The following is a 22,744-nucleotide window of genomic DNA, read 5'->3' as shown; positions in this document are numbered from 1 at the left end:
GCGCAGTCCTTTATCCAAGGGTTTGGGCCAGCTTCAATATCTGACGCGAGCGGTCAAGTTCATGGCGCGGGCTGGCAATGATCTTTTCAAACCGTGCATCTGTTTCGGGTTGGCCCCCGATCATCAGCGCAGCGTAGACATAGCGTTTGACGGATTTGTCGAGGTGCAGGCCGATGGCCCGCGCCGCATCTGCAAGGGCACGCACCACCGCGCGCCGTTCGTTCCGCTCGACCTCGGCCAGCGGCGGTATGTCCGCCGCAACCTGATCGGCCAGGTCTTCGCAGAAAATCTCGTACCGGATCGGCGCCATATCCGTGCGCAGTGCTGGCCACAGACGCGGCGGCCGTGTCTCAGGCGGGCCCGCCGTTGCAACAACCGCGCGGTCATTGTGGCGATCCACCGCGATCAGCGCCCCCGGCCCAATGAGGGCGGACAGGTTGGCGCGGGCCGCAGGGTCATGGGCCTGCACGTACCGCGCCATCACCCGCGGCTCCCAGAACCGGAAAAAGGCGGGCTTGTCCTCTGCCACACTCCGGACCTGCGTGAACCGACGCAAATGCGCGCGCAGACCCGCAAGCGGCCGCGCACTGCGCAGGAACAGCCCGGTATCCGCGGCCCAAAGGCTGCGCGGTCCGCGACCCACCGTGAACAGGTATCGCGCAAACGGGGCGTCCTGCGTAAGCTCCACAAGCCACGGCGCGGCGGCCCCCAACGTTTCGACATCGTCGAAGAGACAGACATGCGGCAGGTCGGAATTTTCCAACCGCTCCGGCAAATTGTCGATCTTGGCCCCGTCGAGCAGCGCAAACGTCGTCTCCGGGCCGGCAAAGAGCGCGGGTATCAGGGGGTCCGGCACACAAACCGGGTCGGCCACGCCCATCTGGGCGTCCAGCGGCGCAACGGGTGCCAGCGTGCTCACCTCATAGGCAGGCGCTGCGTCCTGCCCCGTCGCGCCCGCATCAGGTGGCGCAGAACCGATGTCCCAAACCGGGTCGTGGTCCTGGGTCATAGCTGCTCCATCACCATGTCAAACAGCCATTCGGCCATCAGCGGGCGGATGTGGCTTTCGCCATAGGCTTCCTGATGTTCAAACCCGCGCCGGGTCGCCACGGACATCGGACCGCTGACGTGAATGCCGGACCCTGCATGCACGGTTGCGTCGCCGGGCGCATCCGCATCCTGAATTTCGTAGCGCGTCGAGGCGACGAATGTCGGGCCGACCGGCATGCCCATGCCTATTCCGATCGGGTGCACCCATTCGCCCCATTCTATCTCGCCATGTCCGGTATTGTTCATGGTCTGGCCCGCCGCCGGGGTATCGTTGCGGCTGGTTTGACGCCATTCCACCTTGTCCCAGCACAGGTGGCCCTGATCATCGGAATAGAACATGCGCGTGTTGGGATGAAATGCGTTGCCCGCGAGCGCCTGATCGAAACTGCGGGCCTTGGCGATCTGTGTCATCGATTGCGCCCGTGCGGCGCGTCCCGTCGGGTCGCCTTGCGGATCAAGGTAGCGTTCGTGGATCAGGCGCCACCACTGGCGCGCCTCCGTATAGATTTCGCGGTACGCATCGCCGCGCGGATAGGATGCGCGCCGATTGCCCGACCGCCCCACCAACCGCAACCAATTGGTGGAGCCATCCACCGATTTGTGCCGGCTGTTTGGCAGCAACTGGAGCGCGCCGGGCATATTCCCGGCCGTCGCGGTGACCTGCCCCTGATTAAAGCCCAGCACGACACTGGCCACCCCTTCGAACCCGCTCAGCATCCGCTTGTAGGTCGCGGGTGAGCCGTCCGTGGGCATGGCCCCGTGGATGACGCCGTGCACGTCGCCCGCACCGCCCCGGATCTGGGTATAGGCGCGCGCCACGAGCCCGCCCATCGAATGGGTGACAAGCACCGGTTTGAGAATGCGCACCTCTGGCATGTGCGCCCATTTCGCTGTGGTGTCGGCCACGGCCTGCGCCACGGTGCGCGCCAGCCCCTGCGCAGACGTGCGGTTGTCGTCCGTCCAGTTGTAGGGATGCGCGAACACCTCATAGCGGACCGCATGGCACCCACGCGGCACCTGACCGGACGCGGGTTGCTGCGCCGTCATGTCCATCCACGTCAGGAACCCGAGATACGAACCCTGGAACACCCCGCCCCAGCCTCGGTCGATCCGCTCCTGCGTCAGGCTGCCACCGACAACACCCCGGTCCACCTGCAGATAGCGCGACGTGTGCGGTTGCCCCGGCGCGCCGACAAGGGCGCGCCGCTTGGCAGAGGCGCCGGACAACGCGTTGGCCGCCAGCGATCCCTGGCTTTCGGCAAAGGGGTTCCAGTCGATGGAATTGTCCGGGTCCCAGACCAAAGGCCCACCCCGGCGCCGCAGGCGCGATCCCATGATACCGGGCACAAAGACAATGGGCAGCGCGCACGGCTCCGGACATTCTGCAACGGCCATCAGCGCGCGCCGTCCGTCGCCCGGAACGTGGTCAGCAGATGGGACCAAAGCGTCTGCACGTAAGCCTCGGTATAGGGTTCGGCCCCCGGTTCCGCGCGCTGATCATAGTACGAAAACTCAACACGCACGGCAGGCTGGTCCGCCCGCGCCTCGCGCGCCAGCACTGCGATGCGCGACGGGCCAAACCGGTCTGGTTCCTGCACCATCCGCCCCTCAAGCCCGGCAAGGCTGAGCGGTTCGGGCGCAGAGCCGCGCGGCATCTCGGGGTCAAGCGGCGGATCCTCCGGACTGCGCGACAGAATGGTGATTTCCAGCCCGACCGGCGCGCCATCCGCATCCCCGGGTGCAAAGGTCATGCCGTGCGCTTCGGTCGTGTGTGGCACCGTCGCCAGCGCATCCGGCAGGCACGCCCCGGCCCGTTTCGGCGCGCCCTTGCGGCTGCGGGGCACGACGTTGCGCGCAAGCTCCAGCAATTGCGCCCGCGGCCCGTCTTCTTCGTCCTCAGACAGCACCTGCGTGACGCGCATCATCATCCGGTCACGCAGCACGTAGGCCTCTTCGCTCCAGGTAAAGGACGTACCGGGGTCCTGACCAAAGTCCAGCTCATGCGCCACAACCTGCACTTCGCTGTCGCGGTAGCGCCCGCGATACGCCATCAGCGCACCGTCGTCTTCCACGCGCCCGGCCTCAAGCGCATCCGCGCGGTCCGTGACCAGCCGGTCGAGCGTCTCCTGATCACCCGCGCCCAACACCTCGATCTGCATCGCGTTCAGGGTGCCGAAATTCTCGAGCACCTCGAAACGGGCGGGCACCTCGACCAGATGGCGCCCGATGCACCACGTCTCATAGCTCAGGTCTTGATCGGCCATTGCGGCTCCATTCACTGTCTGTCCCAACGCGGCGATCAGCGCCAGCGCCTTGATCCATGTCACTCTCATGCAGCCGCCTCAACCGCACGCTGGAGGTGCCACAGCCGGATTTTCGGCCCCTGCGCTTTGGTGTTGAGGATGCGCCACGCCGTGTCTTCGCGGTGTGCAAAGGCAAGGGTCAGGTAACCGCGCACCGCCTCGATCCGCTGCGCGCGTTCGGTAAAGCGCGTTTTGTGCAGGTACTGCCACAGGTCGACCAGCCGCGTATCGGACTGATATTCAGCGCGGACCGCGTCGTTGAGATCGGCCATCGCCTCATGCAGTTCGCCCCGCATCTGCGCATGGGCCGTGCTGTGTTGCAGTGCGGCCAGAGTATCGGGATGCAGCGCGGGGGCCTGCGGCGTGACGCGTTCGGGTGCTGACAGCGTCAGAATATCCGCCGACCGCGTGATCGCATCGCATATCACCCATCGCTGCGGGGCTCCGCCGACCGGCGCCAGCAACGCCTGCATCAACGCCCGGGGCGCATCCGCCTGTGCGGTGGCCAGCCCGAGGGGCACATGCCGTTCCCAGAACCGGAAATAGAACCACGCATCGTCCGCCGTCTGCCGTAGACGCACAAAACGGCGCAGGTGCCGCCACAGCGCATCAAAGCTGCTGGTGCAGCGGATGAACATCCCCAGTTCTCGCGCCCACAAACCCGTCGGCCCGGGACAATCTGTCATCAACCCACGGGTCAGCTTGTCCTGTGGACCAAGGGCAACGAGCCATGGCGCACAGTCGCGATATTGCGCCGCTGCCTCCCCCTGGAACAGACAGGCCGCCGGGCATCCGGCCGCTTCGATCATGTCCGGCAAAAGCGACAGCTTGGCAGCATCCAGGATTGCATAGGTCTGCGGCGTGGTTCCATCCGCATCCGGGCCGAACAGCGGGGGGAACAGCGCGTCTGGCACACAGGATGGGGCATCCACACCCAGTTGCGTGTCCAGCGGAACGATGCCGGTCACATCTGCATGATCGAACAGATCCGCAAAAACGGCTGTGCCCTGCCCGGCTTGGTCTGGCGCTAACGCCATGTACTGCGGCCCTCGTACCCGAATAGATACCCGTATAGCGATGAACCTAGCACCAACCTCAGCAGGAAGGCCAGCACGCTGGCCGCCGTGCGCATCTGTGGGACGTGGGCAACACACAGCTTGGGGCACCGCCGTGTTTCCGCGCGGACCGCATTCCTCAAATAAAAATTAAATGCGCCCAAAATCGGACACAATCCAAAACTAAACGTCTGATTGTTGACGGATACAAACAAGACGAGACCATTGCGATGACGTTCCCGCGCACCCTGATGTTTTGCACTGCGGCACTCCTGACCCTGTCGGCATGTGCGCAGGCTCCCGGTCCATCCGCGGAGACAACCAAGCTCGATCATTCCGCGTTGTTCTTTCATGATGATCCCATCCATGAGGGATCGATCGACGAACAGGTTGCGGCGCTCAATACCTCGGCAGACCGTCTGGTGAAGGCGTCGACACTTCACGGGGCCGCCCTTGGCGCGGCTGTGGGCTGCGGTTTGACCGTGCTGTCCGCGGGCAATGCACGCAATTGCGTGGCGGCGGCTGCGATCGGCGGCGGAACCGGCGCACTGGTCGGAAATGCCGCTGGCAAAAAGGACGTGCAGCGCCGTGTGGCCCTTGTCGACGCGAACGCTGTCGTCCGGTCCCTGCGCGCGGCGAACCGCCAGATGGAAAATGTGCAGGATGACTTGCCAGCCCTGATCGCAGCACAGGAAAAACAGCTCAACAAGCTCACCGTGCGATTTGCAGCCGGTGACATCACGCGCGCCGAACACGACACGGGCGTCGCCGAGATCCGGGCACACCGCGCCGGGCTGGCCGAAGCGCTGAACATGAGCGCGCAGGATGCCAGAACCGCGGCGCGCAATCTCGAACGGGCCGCTGAAAAGGGCCAGACCGGCCTCGACTGGCATATACAGAATGCGAGCGATCTCGCCGAAGAAGCAACGTCGGCCCGCTCGCAATTGTCCCTGCTCTGACCGCGCATCCCGTCGCTGGCGCAAGACATTGGCGGCACGTCCGGTTTGCGGATAAGGTCTTGAGACATCCCGCAACCGGACCATGTGCCGTCTCATGCTGACCCGTGTTCTCGATCGTTTCCGCCGTCCCACCCCGTTTCCAGCGCTCGCGCCGGATCAGGCGTTTGTCGCGTTGGGCGACGTGCACGGGCGCGCTGATCTGCTGAACCGGGCGCTGAACCGGGTTGGATCGGCGCAGGTTGTGTGTGTCGGTGACTACGTTGATCGGGGCGAACAAAGCGCTGAGGTCCTGCGCACGCTCTCTGCGCGGGGCGATATCATCTGCCTATCTGGCAACCACGAATCCATGATGCTGCGGTTCATCGATGATCCCGCGCAGGCCGGGCCGCGCTGGCTTCGGTATGGCGGGCTGCAAACCCTGGCAAGCTTTGGTGTGCGCGGCACGACCCCGCTCAGCGATGGCGCCGCCCTGCGCCGCGCCCGCGATACGTTGGTTGAGGCCATGGGCGGCCCGCTGGTGGCGTGGTTGCGCGATCTGCCGACGCGCTGGCAGTCGGGCAATGTGGCCGTGGTCCATGCCGCCGCCGATCCGCACACCCCTATCGCTGACCAAAGCAGCGCGCACCTGCGATGGGGCCATGCCGCGTTTCACCAAACCCGGCGCAAGGACGGGGTGTGGGTGGTGCATGGCCATACGATCGTGGATGCACCGCGGGCGGATGAGGGTCGAATCAGTATCGACACCGGCGCCTTTGCCACAGGCCGCCTGACCCTCGCGCATATTGACCGTGACGGGGTGCGGTTCGACACGATCCGCTGATTTTTCGCGCCCCAGTTGAACCTCCCCATTTTATGCGAATGAGACCGGTTTTGTTTACCGGCTGTTAATCCTGTCGGTGATTAACAGGGACTTACCGAGACTGCGGGTGGGATCGCATCACGGAGCTGCCAATGGCGCATCTCGACTACCGGTCCAACACGCGGCCCCTGTCCTTGTTCCCGCGGCGCGGCACGGCCTATGCGGCGTTTGGCAAACGTATTGTGGACCTGAGCATTGCGGTCCTGCTGCTGCCGGTTCTCATCCCCCTGATTGCAATTTTGTGCGCGCTGTGCGCCTGTACCGGAACCTTCGGTCTGTTCGCGCATCAGCGCGTGGGCCAGCATGGCGTGCCGTTCACCTGTTGGAAAATCCGGACGATGGTGCCCGATGCGGAACAGCGCCTGCGCGACCACCTTGCCGCGGACCCCGTTGCGGCCGCGGAGTGGGCGCGCACGCAGAAACTGACGCGGGATCCGCGTGTGACTGCTCTGGGTCGCGTGCTGCGCCGGACCAGCCTGGATGAATTGCCCCAGATCTGGAACGTGTTGCGGGGGGATATGAGCCTCGTTGGTCCGCGGCCCATCACTGCGCCCGAGCTGGACCGGTACGGCCCGCACGCGCAGACCTACCTGAGCCTCAAGCCAGGTGTAACGGGCTTGTGGCAAGTCGCCGGGCGAGCCAACGGCTGCTATGATGAACGGCTGCAAATGGACCAGACCTATGCCCAGACGATGGGCCTGTTCGCGGATCTCAGCCTGATTGCGCAAACCGCCGTCGTCGTCATCCGGCCCACGGGACGCTAGGGTCAGAACCCGTTAATCCTGCATCACGCGCTCTCGCGCATCGCGTTGCAATACGCTGCCGCGCAATGGGACGCCGCCCGCGTGACGGATTTGATGGACTTTCAGCCTCGCGGCGACGCAGAGCTTCGAGCCAGAACCACCGCTGACCGGCAGCGTATCGCAAAGCAATGCGCGAGAGGGAATTCCTGTGTCTCTGCTTCTCCCCTCTCATGCTCCCCGAGGCGATGCATGAGAGGGCCAGAGCCGGTCAGAGAATGTGTCAAACCACTGCTACAGGATTAATGCGTCCTGACCCTAGGGCGCTGCCCGATCCGGGTTTATCCGTGTTGTCGTTGGCGGACGGCGATCCGGTATCTGCGCGCTGCACGAGCGGTCAGGCGACGTGCGCCAGCGGTTTGCGCATAAGAATATCGCGCAATACACGCGCACTGTCGGCCCACTGGTACTGCGCCGCAACGGCCCGCCCGATCACGGCCATGCTGCGCCGGTCCCGAGCCGTCAGCCGTGCAAATGCCTGCAACGACACCATGATGTCGCCCACGTCGCGCGGATCGAACCACACCGGCGCCTGCCCGAGCACTTCGGGCATCGCCCCCGCCCGCGCGCACAGGACCGGCACGCCAAGCTGCATCGCCTCCAGCGGCGGAATGCCAAACCCCTCGAACAGCGACGGAAAGACAAAGCCGCGCGCACCTTCGTAGAGCCCGCGCAAGTCTTCATCTGGCACCCGGCCCAACATGTGAACGCGCCCGCCCTGTCCGGCATCGGCCAAAGCAACACCGGGGGCCGCGCCGCCCACGATCGCGAGGGGCGGCGCAGTCTCTCCGGCCAGCGCATGGGCCTGCGTCAACGCCGACAGGTTCTTGTTCGGGCTCTGGTTGCCGACGCTCAGGAGGTAACCATCAGGGTGCAGCCCATAGCGCTCCGGCACGCCGTGGCGGACAGGCCAGCGCAACACATGCGCCGCACTGTTGCGCACGATCTCGAACCGGGATCTGGGCACGCCCAGATGATGCGACAGCCGCCCCGCCGCATGGTGGCTCACGGTCAGCAACGTCTGCGCACGGCGCGCCAGTGCTGGCCGCAGCAGCCGATGCGCGGCCCGGTAGCGGGGCGAAAACGCCTCCGGAATGTCAAAGAGGTTGGCGTCATGCAGGCAGACCACATGAGCGCCATGGGTTAGCGGTCCCGCATTGCCCAGCGACAAAAGCCGCCCGCCCCGCGCGGCATGCGCCAGTGCGCCCTGCTCCCACAGATGTCCGCGCCCACCGCGCACCACCCGGGTGCGCAGGACCTGCCACTCCGGGGTCGCCACATCATAGGGCAGCAGCACTTCGATGTCCGGACCGCCGGATTGCGCCAGGAGGTGGTCCAGCGCCGACAACAGCTCGCGGGCATAGCGTTGGACGCCCGACACCGGCTGCGTCAAAAACCGGCCATTGACGAAAACCGTCATGCCGCCGCCTGCGCACGGTCCAGACCATAAAGCGCCGTGGTCCGCGCACCAAGCGCCTCAAGGCTCCAGTCCGACACATCCGTCGCCTGTGCCCCGCGCCGCATCCGCGCCAGCGACACCGGATCGCTCAGCAGACCCATCATCCGCTGCGCGACCCCGTCCATGTCATGCGCGTCGGCGATCCAGCCATTCTCCCCATGCTGCACCACCTCTTGCAGCCCAGGCAGCGCCTGCACCAGTGCCGGACAGCCCGCCGCCAGCGATTGCACCACGACGCGCGGCAACCCCTCACGCTCGGACGTAAGGACGGACAGGTCGGCAAGCGCGAACAGCGCGTGCGGGTCGGGCCTGTGACCGCAGAACACAACATTCTCTTCCAACCCAAGCGCCGAGACCGTGGCGCGCACCCGCGCCTCTTCCGGACCCCGCCCCGCCAACAGCAGGCGCACATTGCTGTGCGCACCGCCACAGCGCGCCCACGCTTCGAGAAACGGCACATGCCGCTTGCGCGGCTCAAACGCGGCCATCATCAGCGCCACACGCGACCCTGCGGGCCCTTTCAGCGCTGTGGCATCCGGTGGCGGGAACGCAGCCTGAAACCGTGCCAGATCCATGCCCGAGCGCACGCAATGCACCCGCGCCGCGTCAGCAATCCCCGCATCGACATAGGCGCGGCCCACGGCCTCTGACACTCCGATGAACAGGTCCGTTTGTCGCGCCGCGGCCCGTTCAGCCGCGATGTAGAGCGCGCGTTTGCCGGCGCTGACGCCCTCGAACGGGATGATGTGAATGCCGTGGACCACACGGGCGGCGGGCACTGCGCTGGCCGCGAGCCGTCCCAGAATGCCCGCCTTGCTCTGATGCGTGTGAATGACGTCCGGCGCAAGCTGGCGGTAGAGCGCGCGCAGGGCGGCCAACGCCTGTGCGTCCTGCCGTGGGCGCACCGGATGCACCATTTGCGGCACCGCAATCCGGTCGATTCCGGCAGGCAGATGGTCGCGCCAGAACGGATCGACATCCGCCCCATGCACCAACGTCACCCGGTGCCCGGCGGCGACCTGCCACTGACAGGTGGCAATTGTGTTTTCCTCCGACCCTGCGCGCAGCAGCCGGGTCACCAAGTGGACGATATGCATGGCGCGGGCTCCTCGTGACCATCAACGTTAAGTGCCCGTTAACCATCGACTGCCATCCTTACCAAAAGGCTAACGCAACCGAAAAATCCGGCACGAGGTTTCATGCCCCGCATCATTTACATCCATGTGCCCAAATGTGGCGGGTCGAGCTTTGGGGCGGCGCTGCGTTTGCGGTATTTTGCGTCTTGCGGCACGATCACCCTCGATCAGGGGCACGCCGCGCTGCCGCGCCCCTTTCGCATTCTCAACGATTATGCGGCGCGCAGCCGCCAGTTGCGCGCTCATGTGGCGGCGGGCAAGTCGCTGATCACCGGGCATGTGCAATACGATCCGGATCTGCATGCAGGGGCGGCCCGCGGGTATCGCTTTGTCACGATGCTGCGCGACCCGGTGGAGCGGTTCGTGTCCCATTACCACTATCTCCAAAGGGCGCACCCCGACCCGCGCCGCGCCCCGACGCTTGCAGCATTCCTAGAGACGGACGACGCGGCGCGGCTGGCCTCGCAATACCTGTTTTACTTTGCGGGTCACTGGCAGCGACCCGGCGTTGACCTGGCCCAGCTGACGGAGCGCGCGATCTCGAACCTCAGCTGCTTTGATCTGGTGGGCGATCTTGGCGACACGGCCCGCTTTGCCCGCGATCTGCGCCGCCTGACGATGACGCCCATCCCGCGCCTGCGCCGCAACGCGGCCCCCACGGAACAGCCGATCCCCGAGGCCCTGCGCCCGCGGATCGAAGCGCTGTGCGCCGCGGACCTTGCCATCTACCGCAGCCGCTTTCAGACCCGGGCCGCCGCATGACCCCGACCCGCACGCCCGTGCCCGGTCTGTCGCCACTGGTGCTGCTGCTCCTGTGCTGGGGGCTGACGGGGATCGGGGCCGCCCTGACGCTCACCCATCTCGACACGCTCGACCTGGTGCAAACATTCATGCGCCGCGAAGGCATCTCGCCCACTGTGTTCGAGGGCACCGGGCTGACCTGGATCCATTTTGGCATCATCGCATACATCGTGGGTGACGGCGCGGCCCGGTTCAGCCGGACCACCAAACGCACCGCCGCCCACACCCTGAATTTCAACCGCACGGCACAGATGACGTTTGTCGCCAACCTGATCCTGCTGGGGGTAACGGCGCTCTGGATCCTGACCTCGGCGGCCAAGACGGGCGGGCTCAGCGCGCTTGCCTCCGCTGCTTATAATGACAGCCTGACCACCCGTGACTTTCTGCTCAGCAACAAGCTCTTTACCGGTATGCGCCTGTTCTATGCGGCGCTCCCCGCGACGGGCTGTCTGGCCGCAGCGCTTTTGGCCACGGGCCAGCTGCGCAGACGCGCGCGGCGTCTGATGTGGATCACGCTGATCCTGAACACGGCCGCTCTGATTGTTCTGCCGCTGGTGATGAGCCAACGCCTGCTCCTGCTGCAATTGCTGCTGAGCGCATATTTCGCGGCTTGCATCGTGCGGGGGCGGGTGTTCGGGCTGCACTGGATCGCGCTGGCTGCTGTGCTGTTCCTGACGCTCTGGGTCGGACGCGAGGCGATCACGAACCCGATCGTGGACCGGCCCGCCACCGACATCGCGGTGCAAAAGCTGGCCTTTTACCTCGTCAATGACATGTTCAACGCCTTCGCGCCCCTGACCCGCCCGATCTACCACACCAATGGCGGTCTTCTGTTCGAAGGTGTGATGTTCCTCACCTTTACCGAAGGGTATTTTTTGCATGTTTTGGCCCCGCGCCTTGCCGCGCTGGATCCGGTCATCGGGGGGGGCGAATTCCCGTTTTTCACCGCCGCCTATGTCGATTTCGGGATCAAGGGCGGGCTGCCCTTTATCGCACTTTGCGGCTTTGTCCTGCGCCGCATCTTTGTCCGGGCGACGCGGAATTTCGGGTGGGCCGTGGTCTATGCCCAGATCGGCGCCGCGCTCATGTTCTCAAGCCATTCGGTCTACTTCACGCACCAGAACTTCTTCTTTTCCGCAGCGCTGATCATGCTCGTGGTGCATCTGTCGCTGAAACGCCGCCCGGGGCCTGCATGATCCCGGGTCTTCAGGTGTTGCGCGCCGTGGCAGCCGTGATGGTGCTGATCGGGCATGTGCTGGCCGAGGCAGAACATTACTTCGGACTGCCCCTGCCCGGTGATGCAATCCCATGGACACGCGGCGTCGACATCTTTTTTGTCATCTCCGGCTTTGTGATCACCTTGTCCGCGGCGCGGTATCTCGGGCAACCGGGCGCATTTCTGTGGCGGCGTGCCGTGCGTGTCGTGCCGCTTTACTGGCTGTTCACAACGCTGATGGTGGCGGCCTTGATCCTGATCCCCGGCGGGGCCAAGGACACTCAGTTCGACCCGCTGCAAATCCTGAGCTCATACGGGTTTTTCCCCTATGAGCGTGGCGACGGGCGGATTGCGCCAGTGCTGTCGCTTGGCTGGACCCTGAATTACGAGATGTGGTTTTACGCGCTGGCCGCACTGTGCCTTGCCCTGCCGCGTCCCCTGATCAGCCTGAGCGTACTGATGACGAGCCTTGTGGTGGCCGGGTCGCTGATCGGCTGGCAAAGCCCGCAATGGGCGTTCTGGACCAATTCGATCATCCTCGAATTCCTGTTTGGTGTGGGGCTCGCGCGGCTGTGGCAGCGGGGTTGGCACATGCCGCATATGGGGCTGGCGGTGGGCGGCGCGGCGGTGGGCCTTGCGCTGCTGGTCGTGTTGGATCCTTTGCCGCTACCCCGCTTTTTGGCGGCTGGTGTGCCGGCCGCGATCATCGTCGCCAGCGGTACGCTCTTGTGCCCGATGCGAACGTTGCCGGGCATGGTTTGGGGCGATGCCTCCTATGCGCTGTACCTGTCCCACCGGTTTGCCCTACGCGCGGCCACGCTCCTGCTTGTTCCGCTGCTGCCTGCGACAGTGGCAGGGGCGGCGATATACACCGCCGTGGTCTGCGGTCTGGCTCTGGCTGTGGGGCTGTTGACCCATCTGTTGATAGAACGCCCGCTGCTGCGGGCGATGTCGCCCCCGGCAAGGGGTGTTGCGGCATGAGCGTGCGGGGGTGGTCCTTTGTGCTCAGCTGGTCGCGCGTGGGCATCAACGCCGCCCTGTTTCTGGCCGCAACCCGTGTGCTGTCGCTGGGAGAGATCGGGCTGTTCGCCACCGCTTTTGCGCCCATCCGCCTGACGCAAGGGATCCACAAGGCTGGGATTTCGGACGCCGTGACCGTACTGCGGCGGACCCGGCGGATGCATGCGCTCTTTGCGGTGGCGGTGGCGGTCGGGGGGGCGTTGACCGTGCTGCTGGCCGCACTTGGTGCGGTGTTCAGCCCCCTGCTCCTCGCGCTCAGCACGATCCCCCTGATCAACAGTGTGGGCGCGGTATCCGAAGGGCTGTTGCGCCAGCGGTTGCAGTTGCGGGCCCTTGCCCTGCGCACCCTCTGTGCACAAGGCGTTGGTGCTGCCGTCGCGCTCTGGATGCTGATGACGGGATGGGGCGTTTGGGCGCTGGTTGTGTTTGCGCTCCTGAATGCCCTGTTGACCAGCGTGCTGTCCATCGCGCTTGCGCGCTGGTGGCCGGACACCCTGCCACGCTGGCGTGGCGTGTGGTTGATCCTGCGCAAAACCGGTGAGATTTGCGGACGCGTCATGCTCGGCACTGGGCTTGTCCCGCTGGTACAACTGGCCATCGGCCTGATGCTCGGCCCGGTGGCCGCGGGCGCGTTCCAGATTGCCACCCGGATGCTGGAGCTGATCGAAGCGCTCAGCCTGTCGCCCCTCCGCTTCATTGCCTTGCCGCAGTTCAGCCGCACGGTGTCGTTGAGCGCAGATATGCGACAGCATATGCGCCACACTGTCGTGCTGGCGGCGTGGATCTGGGGCGGCACACTGGCCGCCGCCCCGGAGATCCTGACGCTGGCCGTCGGCACCGCGCATGTGACAACCGTGACACCTGTCCTGCGCGCCATTGCCGTATTCGGCTTGCTGAATGCGGTACTGATGCCGTTGACACAGGCGGTGCTGGCGCAGGGCCACACGCGGCTGGTGCTCCAACGTGCGGCGTTCACACTGATGCTGAGCGCGGTGCTGGTGCTGCCCGCACTGGCCGTGTCAGTCACAACCGTTGCGGCAGCCATATCGGGTGCGAGCCTGTGCGTTGCGTTCTGGTTCATCCCGCGCGCGCTCCGAGCACTGCACTTGTCTGCACAGGACCTGTCCCCTGCCCTGCTCCCACTCGGCGCGGGGGCCGTGATGTGCGCCGTCCTGTTGGCCTTGTCGCCCCTGCCACTCATCGCAAGCGTGGCCTTGGGCACGGCGCTCTACCTGCCCTTTCTGGCGCTCAGCCACATGCCCCGACGGCGGATTGCATGAAGCGTCTCGTCTTCATCACCGGCCATTTCCCGCAACAGAAACGGCGCACATCCATGCTTTGGGTGACGGACCATTTGCAGTCCCGCGGGTGGCACGTGACCTATGTCACGGTTGGCTACAGCTGGGTGTCGCGGATCAAGCGGGACAAACGGTTGGCCGCACTCGACCACATCCCCGCGAGCGGCACGACGCGGTACAGTCCGACATTGACCGGCATCTACGGCCTGTCACCGTGGCACCCGTTTCGATGGAAACGCCCGCTCCTGAACCGGATCACCCGGCCTCTGCATCCCCTTTTCACCCGCTACTGGCAGCGCAGACTGCGCGCCCCGCTCAGCACCGCTGACGTCGTGATCTGTGAAAGTGGCGCGCCCGTCCTGCTTGCCCCCATTGTGCAAAGGCATGCACCACAGGCCACGCGCATCTACCGGGTGTCTGATGATATCCGATTGCTCAATGCGCCGGACGATCTTGTGCGGGCCGAGGCGCAGCATCACCACTTTGACCGCATCAGCACCGGCAGCCCCCTGATCGCGGCCCGTTTCACGGGTCATCCGCACGTGACGCTCGATCCGATGGGTGTGCCACTGGATCAGGTCAACGTCACCACAACCGATCCGTATCCGCACAGAGGCAATCGAAAGCGCGCCATTTGCGCGGGCTCTACCCTGATTGATCTGGACGCAATTGAGCGCACTGCCGCCGCCGCGCCGGACTGGGACATACATGTCATCGGGCGGCTCAAGTCACAGCCACCCGCCCTGCCCAACGTCACCTGGCACGGCGAACGGCCCTTTGCCGAAACGCTCGCCTATATCCGCCACGCCGATATCGGGCTTGCGCCGTTTCAGGACAGGCCCGGCGTCGAATATCAGATCACCAACTCGAACCGCATCCTGCTCTACCGGCACATCGGCTTGCCGATCCTTGTGCCGCACCGCCTCTGCACACCAGATATTCCCGGCCTCATAAGCGACAGCGCGCCCGACTGGCGGACGCGCTGTGAAACATATGGGCGGCACCCGGAACACATCCCGGACTGGTCGGCATTGGCCGATGCTTTGGTTCAGAACGGCGTGACCGACCCGCCGGACGAAATCTCAACCGTGCCGGACAGCGCGGTGAACCCACGGGTGAACACCGTGCCCGCGTTTGCCTCCACCGCGTAATCCGCCGCGGATCCCGCCGCATCGGCCACCACATCCTGCAACCAAATGGTCGACGCGTTGGAGCATTTGAATGCCGTCGATCCGCCGTCCACGTCGCGCGCAACCGCTTGTCCACCGGCAATCCACGCCTGAGCGTCTTGGATGATGTGCACTTCGGACCCATTGCGCGACAGTCCATACGACCCGTTCAACGACACCCCATAGACCCGGTCATGCAACGTAAAGCCGTTCACCGAACTGGCCCCGAACGCGCCATTGCGCCAACTGGAACAGTCCTGCAGCAGCACATGCATGCCGAGTGTGCCGTCATCATGGAACGACCAGCCATCCTTGGCCCCGAAACTCGCGTCACAGCCAAAGAACGCCACGAGACCATCGGTCCGCCGCACCCGCACCGCATCCTGCGGCGCCGACGGGTTGGACGGCGCGGAATAGCGGAACGTGCAATCCACACCGACGATGTTGCGTGCCGCACTCTCATCGAAATGCAGCGCACCGGTGATCCCACCTTCGATGTCAAAGCCTTCGATATAGAAATCATCGGCATGGTCCATGAACCGCGCGCCGTGGAACGACCGCATCATTGCGATATCGGTTGCGCCGGGGGCCGCGCCCACATTCACATGCACGGTCGATCCGTCCAGAACCCAGCTGTCGGGCGTGGCGGCGCATGCCGACACATCCGCCACTTGGGTCAGTTCGGAGAAAAGACCCTCGGGCGTCAGGATATCCGTGCGGAACACCCGGCGCACGGAACTCACCGCCGCCGAATACGTCCCGCCTGCATCGGTCCATGTCACGGAAAACGGGCCCGTGCGATACCGCACCCGCCCGCCATGGGCGACAACGGCCACGGGCTGTGTCGGTTCATCATTGCCGTTGCGCGTGAACGCGCTGCCTTCGTAGGTGTCTGCATTCACCACAACCCGGTAAGGCGCACCGGTGGCATTGCCCGCCCGGAACGCACCGTAAATCGTGCGTTTTGCATCCGTGAAGTCACCTTCTGTGGCGGCAAGCCCCGAATTGTAATCGTCCCCTGAAGCGGACACATGAAACGCAGGTCCGGCCCAGATCGCCGGATCAACCAGATCACGCGGGTCAACATCCGCGACATAGCGGCCACCGGTCTCGGATATCTGCAGCCCGAACCGCCCCTGATCCCAGGCAAAACCAGCCGGAAACGGGACCACGCGCCGCGCGCTGTAGGTGGGCTGCATCCCCACTGCGAGCCCCAGCATCAGACCAGCCCTTTGACGCCTGTGGCCGTTGTGCCGGTCGCCCAGACCCGGGCCTCCCGCAGCGGATAAATCACACCCGGCGTCAGACCCGGCAGGGTCAGGGCATCACCGTTCTTGAGCGTGACTGCGACGTCACCGGCCCCCGACACCATCACGGCACGCGTGACCTGCGCAAGGTCCGCGCCATCGGCCGGGGTCACGTCGAACCCACCTTGGACGGGGCTGCTCAGACCGGGTTGATATTGCTGAAACTGATCGGAAATGGGCATCGAACGCCTCCATCTGAAAATGACCGATGGAACATCCCGAATGAGCGTTAACGCGGCGATAACCAACCGTACGCCCCGCCGACGCTGCGCAAAGCGTGGTCATCCGCCAAGCAGTTGTTGAATGCGCACGGCATATGGCATCACCCTGCACCGATCCGCATCTCAATCCGGTTCCCTCAGGGGTGGCCGATCATGCCGCTACGCGCAGCGCCGTTGCGCCATGACCCGGGACGCTGCGCATCGCGCATATGCCGGTGAGCACACCTACCGCAGGTTGGGAAACAGGCGATGGAGTGATTCACAACGACCCCGAAAAGCATCGTCGCACCCGTCAAAACAGTACAATCCAAGGCATTTCGGGTAGGGTATTCCGGCATTTTTGGCCGTTCGAGGGCCATAAGACTTGATTGCGCGGAACCAACGACGAATACTCGTGCCATTGCTGGCGCTGTTGGGCGCGTTTGCATTTTTTCCGCGGGATGTTTCTTTATTTTTTGCCCGCAAGCAGATTTGAAGTGGATTTGGTATGCAACATCCATGCTCGTTTGAGACGGACGTTTCTGATGGGGCCGCGCACACTGGTGGCCTCCTGCTGGTGGCGATTTTGGACCGGGCCGATGATGGCGGTCCTGTTCTGGCCGGATATGGCCCCACAATGGCGCTGGACCCCCTGCCCGCGGGTGATCCCGGTACGTATCTGGCCGTGTGCAAACAGGCGCAGATGGACGGGCGGATGGTGGTTCTGGGCTATGTGCCACTGGCCGATGCGATCCTGGCCGTGGGCAAGGCCCGTCCGGATCAGGACATCACCTTTGGCACGGGCAAGGCCCAGATCCGTCTGACCCGGGACGGGCGCGTGCGGATCAGCGGCGAAGACGTGCGCGTGGGCGCGCGCGGTCGGATGCGGCTCAACGGCGCCACCATTGATCTGAATTGACCGATGTGGACCGTGGACAACACCACCCCGTTTCCCGACGCCAAAACGTTCTTGCGCGACGTTGCGGGCAATTCGTTGTGGGTGATCGGGATCAAAGCGACGTTTGCCTTTCGCGATGGCAAGCCGTGCCTGTTCACCCCCGATCAGATTGAGCCCTGTTACGGCCCGGTTTTTGCGGATGACGATACCCAACGCGATATGCTGAGCGACACCGACATCACCCTGCCCAAAGGTCAGGTGGATGTGATCGTGGACGCCACCGCCTATCCCCCGCGTGAGGCAAAACCGGAACAGCCCTATCTTGTCCAACTGAATATCGGCAACGTGACCAAAACGATCCAGGTTGCGCCGCCTTCGGTTCTGACCCGTTGGCAAGGGGTGACCCCGGTCAAGAACGTGCCCCACGACCCGGTCCCCCTGCACTATACGCAGAGCTTTGGCGGGCCACGCACGGCGGCCAACCCCATTGGTCTTGGCGATGATCCAAAGGCGGATGGTGACACCGCACTGATGCCGCGTCTCAGCCTGCCGGGCAAACCCATGACCCAGCCAAAGTCACCGGTGCCGCCCGCCGCGCTGACCGCGATCCCGCGATCCTGGGCGGTGCGGGATGCCCTCAGCGGTACATATGACGAGGATTGGCAACGGCGACGGTCCCCCCTGATGCCAATGGATCTGCAACCCGAATACTGGCAGGCCGCCCCGCCGGATCAACGCCTCGACCGCGCGGCGGCGCAGGGGGCGTCGGTCACCCTGACCAACATGACATCCAACGACGGCACGTGGGCCGATCCGCCGGTGACGTTTACGTTGCCGCATGTGGGATTTGACATCATGTGCAAATTCCGCGGGCAGTGGGAGACGCTGACGCCAGAGCTGCAAACCATAAACATCGCCGCCGATAAGCAGTTGGTTTCGCTGTTCTACATCGCGATGTTGCCCATCCAGGCAGGCAAGAACGACGTGTTGGTCGAACATACCACAATTGCACTGAACGACAGCAGCGGCTTCCGGGTCCAACCTGAACATGCATCGTTCTTTGTCCGCGATTTTGAGTTGGAGGAGGCCGTCTGATGGCACAAACGGTCAACGCCAACATGCTCACCCTGTCCCACAAGGGGACCATCGGGTTCGAGATCAACACCGTGCCCGACGTGTGCAAAACGCCCTCGCCGGGTGGTCCGATACCCGTTCCATACGTGATCATTTCCAAATCTTCGGACCTTGCCAACGGCACCAAGAAGACCTTTGCCGATGGAGGCAATTCCATCGCCAACCGCCCGTCATATCATTCGCGGTGCACAGGGGACGAACCCGGCACGCTCAAGGGCGTGATTTCGAACACCAATATCGACAAAAGCCATTGGATCACCTTTTCCCCGACCGTCTACGCCGAGGGTAAAAACGTCTGCCGGTTGACGGACAAGATGTTCATGAACAACCGCAACTGCATTTCCGGCACCGGCGGTCATTTCGAAATTCCGCACCCGCCCGGGTCGATCATGTTCCAGTTGTGCCAGATTTTCTGCGAGGCCCGCGAGGAATGGCACAAGTGCAAGGCGTCCGGTAAAGCCAAATGCGAAAAGCCCTCGAAGACCGCCGAGCGGAAGGTGAAAAAGCAACTCAGCAATCCCAAGTCAAAATTGAACGATGCCGTCAAGAAAGGTGGCAAAGGGCGCGTTGGCGGCGCGGAAAAGCAGTTCTTTGTCAGCGACAAGAAGGGAAAGTTCAAAGGCCTGCGCAAGACCTATGATGAAAAGAGCCTCAAACGCGCGCTCAAGCGCCAGCTCAAAAAGGAAGTGCGCCAGGGCCTCACCAAAAAAGGCGCCAAGATGCTGCTGGGCGGTTGGAAAAAGCTGATCCCCGGTCTCAACGTCGCCTCCACCGTGTATGACATCGTGGACACCGGCCTGATGGTGCGTGAAATCTACAAATCCCTGAACGCCGCATCCGTCATGAAGGACGCGATCAAGATCCGCCCCGACTTTTCGATCCAGAACGCCGACGGATCGCTGCACGAGATTTACGATTTCAAATTCGACGATCCCAAGACGGGCTACAAGGATGGCTGGCAATCCAATGGGCAGGAAAAGGCCTACAAGGATGCAACCGGCAAGAAGCCGACGGCCCTCACCAATGATGCCAAGAGCTGCAACTGCGATGGCAAATCCAAACCGCCGACATCGATACCAACAGGATAAATGATGCCCGACTATATCCGCAGCGGTGACGCAGCGCTCGCCCAACCATGCTTTCGCATCCTCGCCTACTTCCCTGACGGGCTGTGGGACCGTGCCGCGAACGCCGGATTGGCCGACATCCTGGATATCTTTGTCGCGCGCTACCGGGGCGACGTTGCGTTCATGGCCATGGCGGACCGAAAGCGGCCTCTCGAAGGCAAGGTCGTTGATGACGAGCTGCTGAAGGAGGCGCGCGATTGGCTGACCGGCGGGGATCACGGCTGGCCCGCGACCTTGCGCGTCTTTGGACCGGTCAGCGACGTCAATCACCAGATCACCGTGCCGTTCTTTCGTGTCGAAGAGCATGCGGATTACGGGCTTTTGGACATTTCGCTGCCCGATGATCCGGAGATCGCCGTGCAGGTTGCCGATCAGGTGACGGCTCTGCTCAAAACCATGCCCACGCTTTATGCGATCATGGGCATGGGGTTCTTTCTGCCGCTGTCGATGGAAGGGTCCGAGACGTTTTTCCCGCGTGGCTTCACCCGCTACAAGACCTGCATCGAATTCATGGGCGAGGGCCCCGAGTGGTGCATCCACAAGGATATCGGTTCGTCCTTCTGGGAGGATTTCCCCGAAGCAACCGACGGTTTTGTCGATATCGGGTGGCGCACCATGCTTGGCAGCTACTACCTGCCGCGCCTTGGCACGGTCGACATTGAGACCGACGGTGTGCAGGTCGAACAGTCGGACGACATGCTGATCGTCACCGCGGGGCCGGCCCCGATCTGGGGCGATGTCAACGCGGACGAGGATATCACGGCCTACCGGGCCGTGTCCGAAGCGCTTGCCCCCGCGCGCGCCAGTCTCCGCCCGATGCTCAACGGACTGTTCGGGGCACAGATTGACGACCCCGAAGGCACCGACCGCGTCGAGGCGTGGTATGAGCGGTTTGAGGAGTGAGCGATGACCCTGCTTGAACAGGTTCTGGGCCGCCTCAACGTTCCTGGCACGTTGCCCGAAGTGGTCACGCGCGTGGCCATCACGGTGCAGTACAGCCCCGCGGCCGCCGCCCGCGATCTGCCCACCGACAGGTTCGAGATCTGGCACGCGATGGCGGACGAAGTGGCCGACGGTCTGAACAAGGGGTTCCTCACCCGCCCCTTTGCCAAGGACGCATCGGCCGCTGGTGTTGTCACGATGGACGGTCCCGACCGCATGGTGATCGAGGTCACGACGCCCGGTGCCCATGTCAATCTCGTGCATGTGATGGTGCGGCTGGTCGTGGCATCGCACCACACCCCGGCGGACGCCTATCCCCGCTTGCTGGATGCGCTCGACGGAGATGAAGAGGCCGCAAACGAAGCGTTCAACGGCATGATCTTTGACCGGGACATTGGCGCACTGACGGTGCAGGTGGCCGGTCCCGAGGGGCTGGAGCCGATGCCCGTCGATATCCGGCAGGCGCTCTGGCACAATGTCCACGTGCCTGCCTCCGGCCCCATTGGCGATGCGCTGTTGGTCGAGGCGGACGAAATCGCCTTTACCAACCTGCAAGCCGACGCGCTGGACGAAGACCTCGAGGACGCATTTCTGAGCCTCGCTGGCATGAATGCCTTCATCCCGATTGGGCACGACGCGGCGCATGAACCGGGCGAGGAAGAGCTGTTTTTCACCGGTCCGGGCACCCTGCTCGCCCATACCGTTTCGATGGAGCAGATATTTCTGTTCGAACTGGTCGCAACCCTCAATGGCGGTGATCTCAGCCGTGCACAGGCGGAGGTCACGCAGGAATGACGCTCTTGCTGGCAGAAATGGGCTTCAGCTCTGCGTTTGGCCCCGGCCTTGGCACTGCGGTTCAGTCCCTGCTGGACGAAGAGCGGTGTCTGATGCGGAACCTCCGCTTTGTGGGTGCCGACTATCAGGAACAGATTTGCGCCTTTCAGGACAATGATGACATCGACATGTTGCAGGACGCGCTGCCCAGGCTGATCAAGCAGGCGTTGGCGGATCTGCTGGAGCGGCTCGGACCGGATGCGCCCACTCTGCCGGTCGAAGTGGTCCTGTGCCTTGCCGAGCCTGCAGCCGAAGATGGCGTGACCGTGGAACGGCTTCACGGGCTGAGTGAAACCCTGCCCACTTGCGTCTATGACACGCTGGGGGGGACCTGCCTCGAAGTGGCTGGCATGCGGCTCGTCACGGATGCGCAGACCGGCCCGGCGCGCGTGCTGTCCAGCATCTTTCGCAAAGGGGTGGACCGGGCGTTCCTGATGATCTGCGCCGACAGCTTCAGCGACCGGACGCGGATGAACGCCCTCATGGGGCAGGGCCGTCTTTTTGCCGATGAGATCGCGAATTACAGCCTGATCCCCGGAGAGGCCGCCGCCGCATTGTTGCTGCTGCCCGAGGCCATGCGCATCGGAGAGCCGTTGGCCTATCTCCACAGCGCGGCCGCCGCGCTGGAGCCCGTGGGCGAAATGGACGATGCCGATACCCTGTCACAGGCGATGAGCGATTGCGCGCTTCAGGCCCTCGATACGCTGGGTGCCGCGCGCACGCCGGTCGACTGCTTTGTCACCGATTTCAACAACGCCCGGTATCGTGCCGCCGAAGGCGCCTATTGCATGCACCGGCTCGTGAACGGCTACCTTGCCGAAGATCCAGCCCCCGCATACCCCGCGCTCGATTTCGGCGATATGGGTGCGGCTTACTTCGGAGCGGCGCTGGCGCACCTGTGTGCGGAGGCCACCAGCCGCGAACATCCCCTTCATGCGCTTGTTCTTGCCGGGGCGACCCGGTCGAAATACCGCGCAGCCGTATCGCTTCAGACCAATCCCATTCGCCTTTTCGGCCTCTATGCGCCGACCCCCGATGAAGACGAAGAAGAAGATCCCGACACAGACGACCCCGATTTTGACGACGAAGACGAAGACGCACGACAGCTCTCTATTGAAGAGGTTTCCTGAAACGCGCAGCCCTCAGGGATGCTGCGCCTGACATAGATTAGGTTTCG

The 22,744-nt window shown here is 64.0% G+C and carries 22 protein-coding genes; 14 read left to right on the top strand and 8 right to left on the bottom strand.

Going from position 1 to position 22,744, the window contains the following annotated elements:
• Positions 1–10: 10 nt before the first annotated feature.
• Genes ACERHN_RS12335 through ACERHN_RS12320 form a run of 4 tightly spaced genes read right to left on the bottom strand, consistent with a single transcriptional unit; the run spans position 11 to position 4,390 of the window.
• Positions 11–1,009, bottom strand: coding sequence for a DUF4123 domain-containing protein (locus tag ACERHN_RS12335; protein WP_415919326.1), 999 nt, complete (start codon positions 1,007–1,009; stop codon positions 11–13).
• Entirely contained in the window at positions 1,006–2,445 is a 1,440-nt protein-coding gene (locus tag ACERHN_RS12330) for an esterase/lipase family protein (RefSeq protein ID WP_415919325.1), read from the bottom strand. The genes ACERHN_RS12335 and ACERHN_RS12330 overlap by 4 nt, the downstream gene beginning before the upstream one ends.
• Positions 2,445–3,383, bottom strand: a complete 939-nt coding sequence (locus tag ACERHN_RS12325; protein ID WP_415919324.1) for a hypothetical protein — start codon at positions 3,381–3,383, stop codon at positions 2,445–2,447. The genes ACERHN_RS12330 and ACERHN_RS12325 overlap by 1 nt, the downstream gene beginning before the upstream one ends.
• The gene (locus ACERHN_RS12320; RefSeq protein WP_415919323.1) at positions 3,380–4,390 is read right to left on the bottom strand and encodes a DUF4123 domain-containing protein; all 1,011 of its coding nucleotides are present in this window, start codon (positions 4,388–4,390) and stop codon (positions 3,380–3,382) included. Before ACERHN_RS12320 ends, ACERHN_RS12325 begins: the two co-directional genes overlap by 4 nt.
• A 248-nt stretch (positions 4,391–4,638) precedes the next feature.
• On the opposite strand from ACERHN_RS12320, the gene ACERHN_RS12315 reads away from it, so the two are divergent.
• From ACERHN_RS12315 to ACERHN_RS12305, 3 genes are all read left to right on the top strand, one after another.
• Positions 4,639–5,367, top strand: coding sequence for a hypothetical protein (locus tag ACERHN_RS12315; RefSeq protein WP_415919322.1), 729 nt, complete (start codon positions 4,639–4,641; stop codon positions 5,365–5,367).
• A gap of 94 nt (positions 5,368–5,461) precedes the next feature.
• Positions 5,462–6,187, top strand: coding sequence for a metallophosphoesterase (locus tag ACERHN_RS12310; RefSeq protein WP_415919321.1), 726 nt, complete (start codon positions 5,462–5,464; stop codon positions 6,185–6,187).
• Between the two features lie 131 nt (positions 6,188–6,318).
• Positions 6,319–6,990: a sugar transferase gene (locus tag ACERHN_RS12305; RefSeq protein WP_415919320.1), complete on the top strand. Its 672-nt coding sequence runs from the start codon at positions 6,319–6,321 to the stop codon at positions 6,988–6,990.
• 373 nt (positions 6,991–7,363) lie between these two features.
• Here ACERHN_RS12305 and ACERHN_RS12300 read toward each other — a convergent pair whose 3' ends face one another.
• Together ACERHN_RS12300 and ACERHN_RS12295 are read right to left on the bottom strand one after the other, a co-directional pair.
• A complete protein-coding gene (locus tag ACERHN_RS12300; RefSeq protein ID WP_415919319.1) occupies positions 7,364–8,446 on the bottom strand; it encodes a glycosyltransferase family 4 protein in 1,083 nt (360 codons plus the stop codon).
• Positions 8,443–9,582: a glycosyltransferase gene (locus ACERHN_RS12295; RefSeq protein ID WP_415919318.1), complete on the bottom strand. Its 1,140-nt coding sequence runs from the start codon at positions 9,580–9,582 to the stop codon at positions 8,443–8,445. Before ACERHN_RS12295 ends, ACERHN_RS12300 begins: the two co-directional genes overlap by 4 nt.
• Positions 9,583–9,684: 102 nt before the next feature.
• Between ACERHN_RS12295 and ACERHN_RS12290 the strand changes: the two genes are divergently transcribed.
• From ACERHN_RS12290 to ACERHN_RS12270, 5 genes are read left to right on the top strand one after another with little or no spacing between them, the layout of a single operon-like run.
• Positions 9,685–10,383, top strand: a complete 699-nt coding sequence (locus ACERHN_RS12290; RefSeq protein WP_415919317.1) for a sulfotransferase family 2 domain-containing protein — start codon at positions 9,685–9,687, stop codon at positions 10,381–10,383.
• Positions 10,380–11,618 (top strand): O-antigen polymerase, encoded by a 1,239-nt coding sequence (locus ACERHN_RS12285; RefSeq protein ID WP_415919316.1) that lies wholly within the window; start codon positions 10,380–10,382, stop codon positions 11,616–11,618. The genes ACERHN_RS12290 and ACERHN_RS12285 overlap by 4 nt, the downstream gene beginning before the upstream one ends.
• The gene (locus ACERHN_RS12280; RefSeq protein WP_415919315.1) at positions 11,615–12,619 is read left to right on the top strand and encodes an acyltransferase family protein; all 1,005 of its coding nucleotides are present in this window, start codon (positions 11,615–11,617) and stop codon (positions 12,617–12,619) included. The genes ACERHN_RS12285 and ACERHN_RS12280 overlap by 4 nt, the downstream gene beginning before the upstream one ends.
• Positions 12,616–13,938, top strand: a complete 1,323-nt coding sequence (locus ACERHN_RS12275) for an oligosaccharide flippase family protein (RefSeq protein WP_415919314.1) — start codon at positions 12,616–12,618, stop codon at positions 13,936–13,938. Before ACERHN_RS12280 ends, ACERHN_RS12275 begins: the two co-directional genes overlap by 4 nt.
• Positions 13,935–15,107 carry a hypothetical protein gene (locus tag ACERHN_RS12270; protein WP_415919313.1) on the top strand — a complete coding sequence of 391 codons (1,173 nt, stop codon included), beginning with the start codon at positions 13,935–13,937 and terminating at the stop codon, positions 15,105–15,107. Before ACERHN_RS12275 ends, ACERHN_RS12270 begins: the two co-directional genes overlap by 4 nt.
• Here the strand turns inward: ACERHN_RS12270 and ACERHN_RS12265 are convergent.
• Both ACERHN_RS12265 and ACERHN_RS12260 read right to left on the bottom strand, forming a co-directional pair.
• Positions 15,005–16,345, bottom strand: coding sequence for a hypothetical protein (locus ACERHN_RS12265; protein WP_415919312.1), 1,341 nt, complete (start codon positions 16,343–16,345; stop codon positions 15,005–15,007). The two genes, ACERHN_RS12270 and ACERHN_RS12265, sit on opposite strands and share 103 nt — an antisense overlap.
• Positions 16,345–16,614, bottom strand: coding sequence for a spike base protein, RCAP_Rcc01079 family (locus ACERHN_RS12260; RefSeq protein WP_415919311.1), 270 nt, complete (start codon positions 16,612–16,614; stop codon positions 16,345–16,347). The genes ACERHN_RS12265 and ACERHN_RS12260 overlap by 1 nt, the downstream gene beginning before the upstream one ends.
• Positions 16,615–17,140: 526 nt before the next feature.
• Here ACERHN_RS12260 and ACERHN_RS12255 point away from each other — a divergent pair.
• From ACERHN_RS12255 to ACERHN_RS12230, 6 genes are read left to right on the top strand one after another with little or no spacing between them, the layout of a single operon-like run.
• A complete protein-coding gene (locus ACERHN_RS12255) occupies positions 17,141–17,551 on the top strand; it encodes a hypothetical protein (RefSeq protein WP_415919310.1) in 411 nt (136 codons plus the stop codon).
• 12 nt (positions 17,552–17,563) lie between these two features.
• Entirely contained in the window at positions 17,564–18,625 is a 1,062-nt protein-coding gene (locus ACERHN_RS12250; protein ID WP_415919309.1) for a DUF2169 family type VI secretion system accessory protein, read from the top strand.
• A complete protein-coding gene (locus ACERHN_RS12245; protein WP_415919308.1) occupies positions 18,625–19,752 on the top strand; it encodes a PAAR-like domain-containing protein in 1,128 nt (375 codons plus the stop codon). The genes ACERHN_RS12250 and ACERHN_RS12245 overlap by 1 nt, the downstream gene beginning before the upstream one ends.
• A 3-nt stretch (positions 19,753–19,755) precedes the next feature.
• Entirely contained in the window at positions 19,756–20,694 is a 939-nt protein-coding gene (locus ACERHN_RS12240; protein WP_415919307.1) for a type VI immunity family protein, read from the top strand.
• Positions 20,695–20,697: 3 nt separating this feature from the next.
• Positions 20,698–21,528, top strand: a complete 831-nt coding sequence (locus ACERHN_RS12235; RefSeq protein ID WP_415919306.1) for a hypothetical protein — start codon at positions 20,698–20,700, stop codon at positions 21,526–21,528.
• Positions 21,525–22,697, top strand: a complete 1,173-nt coding sequence (locus ACERHN_RS12230) for a hypothetical protein (RefSeq protein WP_415919305.1) — start codon at positions 21,525–21,527, stop codon at positions 22,695–22,697. The genes ACERHN_RS12235 and ACERHN_RS12230 overlap by 4 nt, the downstream gene beginning before the upstream one ends.
• Positions 22,698–22,744 lie beyond the last annotated feature (47 nt).

Source organism: Tateyamaria rhodophyticola, assembly GCF_047777875.1.
Lineage (GTDB): Bacteria > Pseudomonadota > Alphaproteobacteria > Rhodobacterales > Rhodobacteraceae > Tateyamaria.
This window is presented reverse-complemented; position numbering and strand designations above follow the sequence as displayed.

Bases quoted from the DNA above. Each gene is read 5' to 3' on its own strand.
- ACERHN_RS12295 (WP_415919318.1), bottom strand. From the start codon at position 9,582: ATGCATATCGTCCACTTGGTGACCCGGCTGCTGCGCGCAGGGTCGGAG.
- ACERHN_RS12235 (WP_415919306.1), top strand. From the start codon at position 20,698: ATGACCCTGCTTGAACAGGTTCTGGGCCGCCTCAACGTTCCTGGCACG.
- ACERHN_RS12315 (WP_415919322.1), top strand. From the start codon at position 4,639: ATGACGTTCCCGCGCACCCTGATGTTTTGCACTGCGGCACTCCTGACC.
- ACERHN_RS12265 (WP_415919312.1), bottom strand. From the start codon at position 16,345: ATGCTGGGGCTCGCAGTGGGGATGCAGCCCACCTACAGCGCGCGGCGC.
- ACERHN_RS12330 (WP_415919325.1), bottom strand. From the start codon at position 2,445: ATGGCCGTTGCAGAATGTCCGGAGCCGTGCGCGCTGCCCATTGTCTTT.
- ACERHN_RS12305 (WP_415919320.1), top strand. From the start codon at position 6,319: ATGGCGCATCTCGACTACCGGTCCAACACGCGGCCCCTGTCCTTGTTC.
- ACERHN_RS12335 (WP_415919326.1), bottom strand. From the start codon at position 1,009: ATGACCCAGGACCACGACCCGGTTTGGGACATCGGTTCTGCGCCACCT.
- ACERHN_RS12255 (WP_415919310.1), top strand. From the start codon at position 17,141: ATGCAACATCCATGCTCGTTTGAGACGGACGTTTCTGATGGGGCCGCG.
- ACERHN_RS12290 (WP_415919317.1), top strand. From the start codon at position 9,685: ATGCCCCGCATCATTTACATCCATGTGCCCAAATGTGGCGGGTCGAGC.
- ACERHN_RS12310 (WP_415919321.1), top strand. From the start codon at position 5,462: ATGCTGACCCGTGTTCTCGATCGTTTCCGCCGTCCCACCCCGTTTCCA.
- ACERHN_RS12245 (WP_415919308.1), top strand. From the start codon at position 18,625: ATGGCACAAACGGTCAACGCCAACATGCTCACCCTGTCCCACAAGGGG.
- ACERHN_RS12320 (WP_415919323.1), bottom strand. From the start codon at position 4,390: ATGGCGTTAGCGCCAGACCAAGCCGGGCAGGGCACAGCCGTTTTTGCG.
- ACERHN_RS12300 (WP_415919319.1), bottom strand. From the start codon at position 8,446: ATGACGGTTTTCGTCAATGGCCGGTTTTTGACGCAGCCGGTGTCGGGC.
- ACERHN_RS12270 (WP_415919313.1), top strand. From the start codon at position 13,935: ATGAAGCGTCTCGTCTTCATCACCGGCCATTTCCCGCAACAGAAACGG.
- ACERHN_RS12240 (WP_415919307.1), top strand. From the start codon at position 19,756: ATGCCCGACTATATCCGCAGCGGTGACGCAGCGCTCGCCCAACCATGC.
- ACERHN_RS12260 (WP_415919311.1), bottom strand. From the start codon at position 16,614: ATGCCCATTTCCGATCAGTTTCAGCAATATCAACCCGGTCTGAGCAGC.
- ACERHN_RS12230 (WP_415919305.1), top strand. From the start codon at position 21,525: ATGACGCTCTTGCTGGCAGAAATGGGCTTCAGCTCTGCGTTTGGCCCC.
- ACERHN_RS12325 (WP_415919324.1), bottom strand. From the start codon at position 3,383: ATGAGAGTGACATGGATCAAGGCGCTGGCGCTGATCGCCGCGTTGGGA.
- ACERHN_RS12280 (WP_415919315.1), top strand. From the start codon at position 11,615: ATGATCCCGGGTCTTCAGGTGTTGCGCGCCGTGGCAGCCGTGATGGTG.
- ACERHN_RS12285 (WP_415919316.1), top strand. From the start codon at position 10,380: ATGACCCCGACCCGCACGCCCGTGCCCGGTCTGTCGCCACTGGTGCTG.
- ACERHN_RS12275 (WP_415919314.1), top strand. From the start codon at position 12,616: ATGAGCGTGCGGGGGTGGTCCTTTGTGCTCAGCTGGTCGCGCGTGGGC.